This window comes from Pseudoalteromonas sp. SG41-2 (assembly GCF_014164535.1).
Classification (GTDB): Bacteria; Pseudomonadota; Gammaproteobacteria; order Enterobacterales; family Alteromonadaceae; genus Pseudoalteromonas; species Pseudoalteromonas rhizosphaerae.
Window position 1 is genome coordinate 106,508 of record NZ_JACJFK010000007.1, and the last position, 13,356, is coordinate 119,863.

10 protein-coding genes are annotated in these 13,356 nt (G+C 40.8%); 4 read left to right on the top strand and 6 right to left on the bottom strand.

Features of this window, described 5'->3' with window-relative positions:
- Positions 1-698: 698 nt before the first annotated feature.
- The 3 genes from tyrS to H5186_RS07590 all read right to left on the bottom strand — a co-directional run bounded on the left by tyrS (position 699) and on the right by H5186_RS07590 (position 3,838).
- On the bottom strand, positions 699-1,955 hold the full coding sequence (gene tyrS, locus H5186_RS07580) for a tyrosine--tRNA ligase (RefSeq protein WP_182757622.1): 1,257 nt from the start codon (positions 1,953-1,955) through the stop codon (positions 699-701).
- 81 nt (positions 1,956-2,036) lie between these two features.
- The gene (locus H5186_RS07585) at positions 2,037-2,858 is read right to left on the bottom strand and encodes a LuxR C-terminal-related transcriptional regulator (protein WP_182794288.1); all 822 of its coding nucleotides are present in this window, start codon (positions 2,856-2,858) and stop codon (positions 2,037-2,039) included.
- Positions 2,859-3,184: 326 nt separating this feature from the next.
- Positions 3,185-3,838 carry a DUF6058 family natural product biosynthesis protein gene (locus tag H5186_RS07590; protein ID WP_145236013.1) on the bottom strand — a complete coding sequence of 218 codons (654 nt, stop codon included), beginning with the start codon at positions 3,836-3,838 and terminating at the stop codon, positions 3,185-3,187.
- 170 nt (positions 3,839-4,008) lie between these two features.
- On the opposite strand from H5186_RS07590, the gene dapA reads away from it, so the two are divergent.
- A complete protein-coding gene (dapA, locus tag H5186_RS07595) occupies positions 4,009-4,929 on the top strand; it encodes a 4-hydroxy-tetrahydrodipicolinate synthase (protein WP_182794289.1) in 921 nt (306 codons plus the stop codon).
- 198 nt (positions 4,930-5,127) lie between these two features.
- A complete protein-coding gene (locus tag H5186_RS07600) occupies positions 5,128-6,429 on the top strand; it encodes a DEAD/DEAH box helicase (RefSeq protein WP_145236005.1) in 1,302 nt (433 codons plus the stop codon).
- A gap of 72 nt (positions 6,430-6,501) precedes the next feature.
- Here H5186_RS07600 and H5186_RS07605 read toward each other — a convergent pair whose 3' ends face one another.
- On the bottom strand, positions 6,502-8,112 hold the full coding sequence (locus H5186_RS07605) for an NAD(P)/FAD-dependent oxidoreductase (protein ID WP_182794290.1): 1,611 nt from the start codon (positions 8,110-8,112) through the stop codon (positions 6,502-6,504).
- 165 nt (positions 8,113-8,277) lie between these two features.
- On the opposite strand from H5186_RS07605, the gene fdxA reads away from it, so the two are divergent.
- Both fdxA and H5186_RS07615 read left to right on the top strand, forming a co-directional pair.
- A complete protein-coding gene (fdxA, locus tag H5186_RS07610) occupies positions 8,278-8,601 on the top strand; it encodes a ferredoxin FdxA (protein WP_145235999.1) in 324 nt (107 codons plus the stop codon).
- A gap of 134 nt (positions 8,602-8,735) precedes the next feature.
- Positions 8,736-10,967, top strand: a complete 2,232-nt coding sequence (locus tag H5186_RS07615; RefSeq protein ID WP_182794291.1) for a carbohydrate binding family 9 domain-containing protein — start codon at positions 8,736-8,738, stop codon at positions 10,965-10,967.
- Between the two features lie 102 nt (positions 10,968-11,069).
- On the opposite strand, the gene H5186_RS07620 is transcribed toward H5186_RS07615, so the two are convergent.
- Positions 11,070-11,606, bottom strand: a complete 537-nt coding sequence (locus H5186_RS07620; protein ID WP_182794292.1) for a fused DSP-PTPase phosphatase/NAD kinase-like protein — start codon at positions 11,604-11,606, stop codon at positions 11,070-11,072.
- 142 nt (positions 11,607-11,748) lie between these two features.
- Positions 11,749-13,347 (bottom strand): AbgT family transporter, encoded by a 1,599-nt coding sequence (locus H5186_RS07625; RefSeq protein ID WP_182740899.1) that lies wholly within the window; start codon positions 13,345-13,347, stop codon positions 11,749-11,751.
- Between the last annotated feature and the right edge of the window lie 9 nt (positions 13,348-13,356).

The following is a 13,356-nucleotide window of genomic DNA, read 5'->3' on the forward strand; positions in this document are numbered from 1 at the left end:
GTAATACCAATCGACTTAAATATTTAACCATTCTAGCGAGCTAACTAAAGCGCTAACTGCGTTATAATTTTTTCAAGTAGAACAACTACATGTCAAAATTTACGCCTTGTTATCACTGTATTTATCTGTCGCTATAAATGGTCAGTAACTTAACACGATTGGTATAAAGTTAAGATAGCTTGAGCTTATTTTAATGCACCTTCGCAGCAGAGCGCGACAAAGAACAAAACCAGTACGGTATCACATAGACCATTTCGACAGCGTAACCCCTTGGACAATAAGCGTGATCTAATGATGGATAATGCGTAAACAATTACAAGCAGCAACAAGTTTTAACGAAAAGAGCAAGGTGTTGTTTGGTGGTTATCTGAGCCATCGAATAAAAACCAGTGAAAATGACGAATAGCTCTATTTTTGATAGGTAGAAAAGTGCCAAAAACGTACCTTCAAGCGTAAATCGTTTCTGCCCCATTCTGAGTTGCGAACGTTCAGCTACTCGGTTCCCTAAAGCGTAATTTGATGTACTCTTCCTTATGTTTAGATCTCTAACTCTATGGCGAAATTTGTTAATCCACTACAAACTACGGTGCAAGATTAGACCTGCAAATATCAGGAATTTTTGGCGTCATTATTTGCCATTGCAATGTTCAATGGCAAATAATCATCTGAGGTAGAGTGTGACCCAAAATAGAAGTGTGTTAATCCACTATACGTCTCACCAAGCAAAAATGCTTTTTACCGCGTTGAAGCAACCAGTACTGGTCGAACAGTGGGTAGTTCAAGTTTGGGTTTTCTGCATCGACTTTATCGCCATTCACACTGATTGCGTTGCTGCCAATCAGTTCTCGTGCAATGCGCTTTGAGTTGGTTAAGCTTGATTCAACTAGTAGTTTTACCAAGTCTTGCTCAGCACTTTGCATGCTAGGTAAGCCATCGAGTTCTAACTGTTTTAGTTCGTTTAAACTCAATAGTTGAACATTGCCGCTAAATAGCGCTTGGGTGATTCGCTCTGCACTAGCTAATCCTTCTTCACCATGGACAAACCGCGTCATTTGCTCTGCTAGGATAAGCTGTGCCCGTGGTTTACCTTTGTTCTCTTTGTCTTGTGTTTCAATCGCAGAAATTTCATTGCAGCTCAAGAAGGTGTAGTAGCGTAGGAAGTTGTAAACATCGGTATCTTCCACGGATAACCAGAATTGGTAGAAAGCGTAAGGCGACGTCTTACTTGGATCTAACCACACTGCACCGCCTTCGGTTTTACCAAACTTAGTGCCGTCAGATTTGGTGATCAAAGGTAGGGTTAGACCAAAGACCTGCTCACTATTTTGACGGCGAGAAAGGTCAATGCCACTAACAATGTTGCCCCATTGATCATTACCACCGATTTGTAGGCGACAGTTGTACTGGCGGTTCAATTCTGCGAAGTCGTAAGATTGCAGCAGAGCGTAACTGAACTCGGTGAATGAAATCCCTTGTTCAGGACGTTTTAAGCGTTGTTTAACGGACTCTCGGCTGATCATGGTATTCACGGAAAAATGCTTACCTATATCGCGGAAGAAATCGATCACGTTAATCTGCTTCACCCAATCAGCATTGTTTACCATGATCATTGGCTTGCTGATTTGCTTATCCATCAACTGTTGAATTTGGCTCGACAGATCTTGCACCCAACCCGATACGGTCTCTTCTGAGTTTAAGCTTCGTTCTGTGGCTTTAAAGCTTGGGTCACCAATCATACCTGTCGCACCACCAATAAGAGCGATGGCTTGGTGTCCTGCGTCTTGAAAACGCTTAAGCATAATCAGTGGCACTAGGTGGCCGATGTGCAAGCTACCTGCGGTTGGATCAAAACCGCAGTACAAGGTTTGTGGCTCACATAGCAATTGTTGAACTTGGTCTAAATCGCTCGCTTGGGCAATCAAACCGCGAGCTTGTAAATCTTCAATTAGTGTCATTGTCTTATCTTTGTCTGGTTTGGTTGTATTCATATTAAAAGGCGATGCGGAATTGAGATATATCCCTAAAGGGACAGTTTGTTACCTTGATTGAGTGATTAGGTGGTTGAGAAACAATTGAAAGAACTCGCTTAATGACGCCACATTCAACTGAGCGTAGATGCGTTTACGGTGATTCTTAACTGTGCCTACTGTGACATCAAGCTGCGTTGCAATCTCTTTGTTGTCATAGCCTTGCGCGATTAATGCGGCGATTTCCTGTTCTCGTTTGGTGAGGACAGTTTCGCCAAAAGATGCCACTGCGGATTCAATTGCTGCACGCATTTTTCCTGAATAAGCGTCAGGGCTGAATACTGGCTCAGCGAGTGTAAACTCAGTCTGTTTCCAGTGCTGTTGGCACAAAGATTGAATAATGGTGAAGTAAGATTTGAGTTTGGTTACTTGAGGTTTGTTGAAGCGTTTTTCATCTTGCATAAATCCTAAGTAGAGCATAACCCAGCGTGTGGGTTCGACTTCGATAAGCATGCTGAGTTCGTCCTTCCAGCCCGTTTGATGGTAAAACTGCTGACAGTAGGCTTGGTACTCGAAAGTGTTACGCGTTACGTCTTTATCTACGACATCTTTGAACGTAAAAATTCCTTGCTCTTTGTTAGCGTTCAGCTTTTTATAAAAGGGGTCGTTTTGAAAAGAGGTGGTGAGATAACGCTGGAACAGAAGATCGCGTTCACTTTCAATCGAATCATATAGGTAGATAGGGTGTTTACCTTCGCGGTAGCCGAGGATAACCGCGCAATCAAAACTCAATATGGAAGCAATCACGCGCATGAGTTTAGGCGTAAAGCTTGGTGAGTTAAGAGCAGAAATTGTCTCTGCAAGTTGAGTGTTGAATGCGTCGTTAGGCATGGGAATTCGCGAGTCAATAAAGATTGAGATAAGCATAACGCAACAGGCGGTTTCCCCAAAGTTATCTATATTGGATAATTGAGTTTGGTTCCTATGCTGAGTGCATGGCTGCAATACTTGAGGCAATCCGAAAAGTTAGAGTGTGTTGTAGTTCGTAACGTATTTCTGTCCAGAAACGCGCTAGAGTGGCCATCTTCATCGCGCTCAAAGTACTCATTCAGTAAGTTTGGTTACACTACTCTTAAAAATCATCATATTGCGGTTACATTTATGCAAAACTGTGATACGGCACTATTGTTTTTCCTAAAACCTAAAACTTTTTTTCTTCACTTAACCGATAAATCATATTTAAGCACCAGTGCATCAATATAACGGGCACGAAGGGTATGTTGTTTTTCGTGTTCGGCACCATGACTAAGCGCGCGATTTAATAGTTTTAAAGCAGGGTGTAATTTGCTTCGCTCTGCTTGTGTGAGGTTTGGCTTTGTGCGTAATTCGGTTATATCATCTACAACTAAGCGACCAATATCAACGGCGGCGATTTCTTCAATTAAGCCATTTTGAGTTAGCACACCGTATTTACTGCATAAAAATTGTTGCCATACTTGTTGCAGGTGCTCTTCTAATTCACAACCAAATAGCTCTTCGTTAAATTCAAATCCTTGTTGAGCTAACTTCGTTAAACTTGCACTGTATTGCTGTGCAAAGTAGTTGAAGGCTTGACTGGATGAATCAATTTTTTGCTTGGCTAAGCCTTGTCCCCAGTTAACGCATCCTCGTGGATAGAAGTCGTCGTATTCTTCGCATTCATATAAACCAGAGTAAGAGCTACAACTAAGCTGATTTTTAATACAGTAACTGGGTTTTGGAAATAACCCGTTTTGTTGCCAAATTGCAAGAGTATCTTCATCGATTGCTAAGGCATGACAAAGCTCTTCGCTGTGATAAAAATGGGTTGCTAAAAATCGTGATAAACGCATAAAAGTGCACTCAAGGTTAGAAAATAAATATACTGTTTATTTATACAGTTGTTTATTTTGGACTAAGCACCTCTACAACACAAGTAATTTAATTAATTAGTTATGCAACACTCGGAAAACGCCTGCTTTTATGTTACAACTACGGCAAGTTTTTTTAAGATTAATTTTTTATGCGCACCCTAGAACAAATTAAACAAGCAAGCCTCATCACAGCAATTAAAACGCCTTATTTAGCCAGTGGTGAAATTGACTTAGCCACCTATGATTATTTAGTTGAACAGCAGATCGCCGCCGGTGTTGATGGTATTGTGGTCGGTGGAACCACAGGTGAAGGCCAGTTAATGAACTGGGAAGAGCATTTAATGCTGATTGCGCACAGCGTTAATAAGTATGCAGATAAGTTGGTGATTGTTGGTAACACTGGCAGTAACAATACCCGCGAAGCCGTTAAAGCGACTGAGTATGGCTTTGCCAGCGGTATGGACGCAGCGCTACAAATTAACCCTTATTATGGCCGCACATCGATTGCCGGTGTGATTGAACACTTCAAACGAGTGCTGGCAATTGGTCCGGCATTTATTTACAACGTAGCAGGGCGTACAGGACAAGATTTAACCCCTGACATTATTGAGCCGTTGGCACAACATGAAAACTTTATTGGCGTAAAAGAGTGCGGTGGTAATGAGCGCATTAATCACTATGAGCAACAAGGTATTGCCTGTTGGTCTGGTAATGACGATGAAGCACATGATGCTCGCCATACTTATAAAGCGCATGGCGTGATCTCGGTAACCTCTAATTTAATTCCTGGCTTGTATCGTCAATTAATGGACAGCAAAAGCGACGCGCTGAACGCCTCATTACAACCTTTGATCAGTTGGTTGTTCTGTGAGCCAAATCCAATTGCAATTAATACTGCATTGATGATGACAGGTGCAGTCAAGCCTGTATTTAGATTACCTTATGTGCCATTAAATGAGCAGCAGCAAGCGCAAGGGGTTACGTTGATCAATCAACTTGATGATGTTGCTGTTGTAGGTGGCTCTAAAGCCACACCATTAAATTTAGAAAATACAATTATTCTGCCATAATTTAGTTTGGGCTTTAAAAGATCGCCAAACCATTGTTGTTATTGCTTAGCAAAGTATGCTTTGAAAAGGTCAAACACAAAAATGGCTGTAGAAGAGAAAAGGTAATTCTAGTTGGTTTATATATTTAAAAACTAACTGTTTGCCTTAAATTGCTGTATAATTTGCGACCCTTGATAATGTGGCCGCAGGTTATACAGCATGAATTTTAAATCTTTTAGTTTTGCCCCTGAACTTCTTCAGGCGTTAGATGAACTTAACTATCACACCCTTACGCCCATTCAACGTAATGCTATTCCAGCAGTACGTAAAGGCAAAGATGTTTTAGCCAGTGCCCAAACAGGCACCGGTAAGACAGCTGCTTTTGCTTTACCAATTATTCAAAAATTATCTGAAGTTGAATACACAAAAACTAATGCACCACGTGCCTTAGTGCTAGCACCAACGCGTGAGCTTGCAGAGCAAATTGCCAATAATTTTACTGATTTTGCAAAGTACACCAAGCTTAAAACTGTGAGTTTATTTGGCGGTGTTAGTACGGTAGGTCAAGCTAATGGCTTAAAAGCGGGTGTCGATATCGTAGTCGCAACACCGGGTCGTTTACTGGATCATATTCGTTTAGGTAATCTAAGCCTTGCTGACGTACAACATCTTGTGCTCGATGAAGCTGACCGTATGCTTGATATGGGCTTTATTGGTGATATGCAAACAGTGATCAATGGCTGTGCTGAAGATCGCCAAATTTTGTTGTTCTCTGCAACATTCCCAGCGGCAATTAAACAGTTTGCTAGCAAAGTACTCAAGCAAGCTGAAATTGTCCGTGTTGATCAAACCAACAGCACTGCTGCAACCGTTCATCACGTGGTTTATCCAGTTGAAGAGCGCCGTAAACAAGAGCTGCTTTCTGAATTGATCGGTAAGAAAAACTGGCAGCAAGTGTTAGTGTTCGTTAACATGAAAGAAACGGCTGATGAGCTAGTTAAAGAATTAAACTTAGATGGTATCCCGGCTGCTGTGTGCCATGGTGATAAAACCCAAGGTAACCGTCGTCGTGCATTAAGTGATTTCAAAGCGGGTAAAGTACGTGTGCTTGTGGCTACAGAAGTTGCCGCTCGCGGGATTGATATTGATGACCTACCACGTGTAATTAATATTGACTTACCATGGCTTGCTGAAGATTACGTACACCGTATTGGTCGTACAGGTCGTGCCGGTAAACAAGGTCAAGCAATCTCATTTGTTAGCCGCGAAGAAGAAAATATGTTGTTTGAAATTGAAACCTTAATCGGTCAAAAAATTCAGCGTGAATACTTGCCGGGTTATGAAGTAAGTAACCGTGAAGTACTGATTGATAAAATTGGCAAAAAACCATCGCATTTGCGTCGTAGCCATTCAAATAAACCATCAGGTCAAGCAACTGGTGAAGCGCGAGCTAAAAACCGTTCACGTATCTCAAACGTACGTAAAACCCTTAAAGGTGCCAAACTTTCGTTAAAGAAATAATGGTATAAGTTAAGTCATTAACACCAAAAAGCCTCAATAAATGAGGCTTTTTTGTGAACAGTGAAAAACTACTTAGCTATTTTTCTCAAGCATAGATAACGCTAATGCTTCAGCGGCCTTTATACCGTCAATGCCTGCGGAAAGAATACCACCTGCATAACCCGCACCTTCACCGGCAGGGTATAGGCCTTGGGTATTGATACTTTGCATGCTTTTATCTCGTTTAATGCAAATTGGTGATGAAGTACGGGTTTCAACGCCAGTTAATAAGCCATCGTTTGATGAAAAACCACGAATTTGCTTATTAAATGCAGGAATTGCTTCACGAATGGCATCAATTGCATATTTAGGTAACACATTTGCTAGATCAGTGAGTTTGATACCTGGTGTGTATGAAGGCTTTACATCGCCTAAGTCACTTGAATCTTTACCTTTTAAGAAGTCGCCAATTAATTGTGCTGGTGCATCGTAATTACTACCACCTAGTTCAAAGGCTTGCTCTTCCAGTTTTCGCTGCAGATCAATACCGGCTAATGGATGACCTGGGAAATCTTCTTCAGGAGAAATCCCCACAACAATGGCACTGTTAGCGTTGCGTTCGCTGCGAGAATATTGACTCATGCCATTAGTTACCACGCGACCTTCTTCAGAGGTTGCTGCAACCACAGTACCGCCTGGGCACATACAAAAACTGTAAACAGTACGGCCACTGTCACAATGGTGAACCAGTTTGTAATCTGCAGAGCCAAGAATCGGGTTACCAGCATTATCACCAAAACGGCATTCATCGATCATAGATTGTTTGTGCTCAATTCTAAAACCAACTGAAAACGGTTTTGCTTCAACGTAAATCCCTTTATCGTATACCATTTTAAATGTATCACGTGCGCTGTGACCTACCGCAAGTACAACATGACGGGTATCAAGTTGTTCACCGGTGGATAATTTCAGTCCTGTTACTTGGCCATCATCAAGTAGGATGTCATCAACGCGGGTGCTAAAACGAATTTCACCGCCGAGCGCTTCAATACTTGCACGCATTTTTTCAATCATTGTAACCAGCTTAAAAGTACCAATGTGCGGTTTGCTGACATACATAATTTCTTCTGGTGCGCCCGCAGCTACAAATTCAGTGATCACTTTACGACCATAATGCTTTGGATCTTTAACTTGGCTGTAAAGTTTTCCGTCAGAGAATGTTCCTGCGCCGCCTTCACCAAATTGCACGTTTGACTCGGTATTTAGAGTACGTTTTCGCCAAAAACCGAAAGTGTCTTTGGTACGTTCACGTACTTCTTTACCACGTTCTAAAATAATGGGTTTAAACCCCATTTGCGCCAGTATTAAACCAGCAAACAGTCCACAAGGGCCAAAGCCTATTACCACAGGACGTTCTTGAATCGTTGCTGGTGCTTGAGCAACAAATTTATAGCTGGTGTCAGGGGCTGGTTTTACATGTTGGTCTTTAGCAAACTGAATTAATAATTGCGCTTCATTATCAACCTCAATGTCGAGGGTATAAATAAGTAAAATGGCGTTTTTTTTGCGGGCATCGTAACCACGTTTAAAGACATTAAAGCTATGGAGTTGGCTGTTATCAATGCCAAGTTTAGTTATAATTGCTTGCTTTATGGCATCTTCGCCATGATCAAGTGGCAGCTTAATTTCTGTTAAACGTATCATATTTAGTCTCTGTTAGGTGTCTTAGCAGTCGCTGACGCGAGTTGCTCACAATAGCGGACTATTTTACGTTAATTTAAGCCTCGATGGCAGCGATTATTTATTGTATTTTGGCTGTGGTTGGGTATGATCTCCAGCTGTATTAAGATATGTTAGGCAAACGTTAAAATGGCATTTGTAGTCACTGAAAACTGTATAAAGTGTAAATACACTGACTGTGTAGCAGTGTGTCCAGCAGATGCGTTTTATGAAGGCCCTAATTTTTTGGCGATCAGTCCGATTGATTGTATTGATTGTGGTTTATGTGTTCCAGAATGCCCCGCTGAAGCAATTTATCAAGAAGATGAATTACCTGATTCGCAACAAGAATTCACCGAACTGAATGCCGAACTTGCTCTTATTTGGCCGCGTATCACTGATGTAAAACCAGCCCCTGAAGATGCCGATACCTGGAATGGTGTGGCCGATAAATTAAAGTTAATTGAGACCTAAAATCTCAGCTTTTTGTCTTGATTAGTTAATTAAAATAACATTTTTGCAATCAAACTATTAACAAATGTACCTGCGTGAATTACAATTGCTACTTAAATTACTCATCCGAGTAACTGAGTATTAAATGGATGTTTATGCAGTATATAAAATTAATAATATTATCTGTCTGGGTTTTAGCTTTCGCTTTATGCAGTACGTTTGCACACGCTGAGCAACAACAATTTAGTTTAGCGCACATTGAGCAAGGTATTGATCTTGATGGGCAGTTGAGCGAACCGCACTGGCAACAAGCCACTTTAATCCCTTTACGCTATCAAAATGAACCCAACGAAAAAGGCACACCACCTGTAAAAACAGACGTTTATATCTATGAAGATGGCAACTATTTATATCTTGGTTTTGTTGCTTATGATAATGATGCCAGTCAAATACGTGCAGCACTTCGAGATCGCGATACATTATGGTCGGATGATAATGTCGCATTGATGATTGATACCTTCAACGATGAGCGAACAGGTTATGAGTTTTACGTAAACCCACTCGGTGCACAAGGTGATATGCGCATGACCGATACCGATGGCTGGACTGAAGACCCATCGTGGGATGCGATTTGGGACAGTGCGGGGCAAATAACTAACCAAGGTTATACCGTAGAGATGCGCATTCCGTTCACTGCATTGCGTTTTCCTAAAAATAAAGCCGATATGACTTGGGGGGTTGCGCTGTGGCGTAATTATCCTCGAGATGTTTTATATCAATTATCCAATGTAGGTTTTGATCGCGACGTGAAATGCAGTTTTTGCCAGTTTGATAAAATAACAGGCTTTAATGCCATGGAACCGAGCAAAAATATTCAATTAACACCGACCTTGACCGCTCTTCGCAATGATGCCAAAGAGGCTATACCAGGGGATTGGCAAAATGGTGATATTGAGACTGAAGCTGGACTCGATTTACGTTGGGGTATCAGCCAAGATGCGGTTATTAATGCCACCATTAATCCCGATTTCTCGCAAGTAGAGACCGATAGTTTAGAGTTGGATGTCAATACTACATACTCTATTTATTATGCTGAGAAACGCCCGTTCTTTTTAGATGGTGCATCGTATTTCAAAAGCAGTTTATTTGAGCTTTTATATACTCGTACAATTGCCGAGCCTGAAATTGGCGCCAAAATAACCGGTAAAACAGATGCACATAGTTATGCCTTTATGTATGCCGATGATGAAAATACCAGTCTTTTTTTACCGACTAACCAAGGTTCTGGCTTTGCTAATTTAGCTGAAAAATCAAAGTCAGCGGTTGGCCGATATCAATACGACATTGGCGAGCAGGGCACTATAGGGGTGATGAGTACCCACCGTGAAGCGAATGACTATCACAATACCGTACTGTCGGTAGATGGTAGTTATTGGTTTAATCAAACAGATAGTGTGTTGTATCAAGTTGCTACCTCTGATACTAAAAACTCCGCCTTTTTAACTGATAACTATGGCTTGGAGAAAAACCAATCTGATCAAGCTTATAAGCTCGAGTTTTCTCGCGAGAAAAGGGATTATAAGCTACTTGCCAGTTACGAAGATATTGGTGAGGATTATCGTACCGATGTTGGCTATCAAGAAAAAGTGGATTATAAAAAAGCGTTACTAGGCGGCGGGCAAACTTGGTACTTAGACGCAAGTGAGATGATAACCGAATATTCTTATAATGTTGATTGGGACAAAACCTGGGCGCAAGATGGTAGCTTGCTTGAAGAAGAGTACGAAGGGTATATTTTTTTAAAAGGCCAATTACAGTCATCCTTAGAGTTTGGTTTGATCCATCGTAATGAGAGCTATAAAGATGATTTTTATAATCAAAATATCGGCTTTATTTATGGTGGTTTTAACCCAAGCAAAGATTTACGTATTACGCTCTATAGTGAGTTTGGTAGTAAAATAGATTACAGTAATGAGCAGTTAGGTGATTTATTTACTCTAGAGCCAGAACTTACCTGGGACATCAATGATCATTGGCAACTACAGCTTGAACACAGTTATAGCCGTTTAGATAACCCACAAGGTGAAAATGTATTTACAGCGAATCTAACCGATTTACGAATTTATTATAAATTTAATATGCGCTCGATGCTGAAACTGATTTTACAGTTTGAAGATATCGACCGAAATCAAAATGCTTATTACTTTGCTGTAAATCACATCAACCGAGATTATGGCAGTCAGCTTGTTTACTCATATAAAATTAATGCACAAACATTATTTTACTTGGGTTATTCAGATAAAGGCTATCAAGATGACTCATTAAAAAGTATAGAACGCGATCAACGTACTTTCTTTACTAAATTAAGTTATGCATGGCAGCTTTAAATTACATTTAAAAAAAAGCCCTTAGTATTTAACTAAGGGCTTTTTGTTGTTAGATCTATTTAAAGTCATAGTTGAATATTTCAATACATCTAATGTGTTATTTTAATGCTCTTTTATTTTATAGGTTGCTATGGCGTCTCTTACCACAGGTTCAAGACTTTTCAATCCCCACTGTTTACCGGTCTCAATCGCTTTTTCAATTGGTTGGTTAAGCTCTATTGCGTTATAAAGTGCAATCAGTGCCCCAACTCGGTTACCACTTGCACAATGCAGTAATGTTGGGCTCTCAGATGCTTGCGCTAATAATTGCTGCAGTTTTTTTGCATTTTCGATATTGATATCGGCTCTTGATGAAATGGGCAGTGAAAAGTATTGCAGTCCTAAATTGGTCACTAAAGCCTGTTCATCCCAATTATTTTCCCCATCCCCGCGTAAATTAATTACATACTTTATACCTTGCTTTGCAAGCTGCTGAAATTGCTCTTTAGAAGGTTGTCCTGCAGTATAGATGTGTTGCTGTGGGTGCGCATAATTAGTTAATGCGACGGACTTTATATTTACTGATGGGAGTGGTTGTGCATAACTTGTTATGCTGATCAAAGAACATGCTAAAGTGATAATAAAAAATACTATTTTCATGATGTTAGATCTCGTTGAAGTTGCTAATAATGTGACAATTGTATAAGTAGTTACTATTATTAAAGCAGATAGTTTAGTTTTTCAAACACGTTAGAGTCACTTAATAATAATGCCAGCAACAGCTGGCATTATTTATCGGTTATTAAGGTGTGTAATAAATTGGTGAGCCAGGCCCTACTGGCAGACCAAATACAAACACCCACAAATAAAACAGAGCAACCCAACCGACAAAGAAAATCATACTATAAGGCAGCATGGTGGCGACTAAAGTGCCTATTCCCATGTCTTTTTTATATTTAGTGGCAACGGCGAGTATCAAGCCAAAGTAACTCATCATTGGGGTGATCAAGTTGGTGACAGAATCACCAATTCGATAAGCCGCCTGAATGGTCTCTGGCGCATAGCCAATTAACATGAGCATAGGTACAAAGATAGGCGCAGTGATTGCCCATTGTGCAGATGAAGAACCTAAGCTTAGATTAACTAATGCACACATTAATATAAATAACACAAATACTTCAGGACCAGTCAGATTGAGGGCTTGTAACATAGCAGCGCCATTTATGGCTAAAATAGTCCCTAAGTTAGTCCATTTAAAGAAGGCAACAAACTGCGCGGCAAAAAATACTAATACAATGTACATGCCCATTGAGCTCATACTTTTGCTCATCGCGTTGATCACGTCTTTATCATTTTTCATGGTGCCTACTACACGGCCATAAACGAAACCGGGTATACCAAAGGTAATAAAAATAAATACCACAATCCCTTTAGAAAAAGGCGAGTGGGCAAATAAACCTGTTTCAGGATGGCGCAAAATGCCATCTGCAGGCACGATTGTCCAAGCAAGTAGTAGCGATACTAACAATAAAGAAAATCCAGCCCATTTTAAGCCTGATTTTTCTTTAGCTGTTAAGCCTTCTATATTATTTTGCGCCAGATCAGCACTGGCTTCATCGGGGTTGTATTTTCCAAGGCGGGGTTCAACGATTTTTTCAGTCACGAAGGTGCCTAATACGGCAATCAGTAAAACTGAAATCATCATAAAATACCAGTTTGCTTCAGCGCCAACTTGGTAAGTTGGATCAATCATTTGTGCTGCCGGAGTCGTAATACCTGCAAGCAATGGATCAATCGTACCTAACAATAAATTAGCACTGTAACCGCCCGATACACCGGCAAAAGCTGCGGCTAAGCCCGCTAATGGATGACGGCCTAAACTATGGAAGATCATTGCGGCTAAAGGAATTAATACAACATAACCAAGTTCAGATGCGGTATTAGATAATATAGCGGCAAATACCACCATAAAGGTAACTAAGCGTTTAGATGCCCCCATTACCATGCCACGCATTGCAGCAGATAATAGCCCTGAATGTTCGGCAACGCTGACACCTAATAGTGCAACAAGCACAGTTCCTAAAGGGGCAAAACTGGTAAAATTAGTAACAAGACCGGTGACGATACGTTGTAAGCCTTCAGCACTTAATAGACTCACAACTTCGATAACGCCGTCAGGTTCACGACCGGCGGAGCCAATTGGGCGAGGATCAATTGCACTTAATCCAAACCAATCAGCAATACCACTGAAAACAATAATGGCCACACAAAATAGGGCAAACAAGGTGATTGGGTGGGGTAACATATTCCCCAAAAACTCAACCGAGGCTAAAAATCGGTTAAATAATCCCGATTGTTTTTCTTCACTCGATGAGTCGGCAGTGTCGACGGCTTTTGACATAGCAAGGCT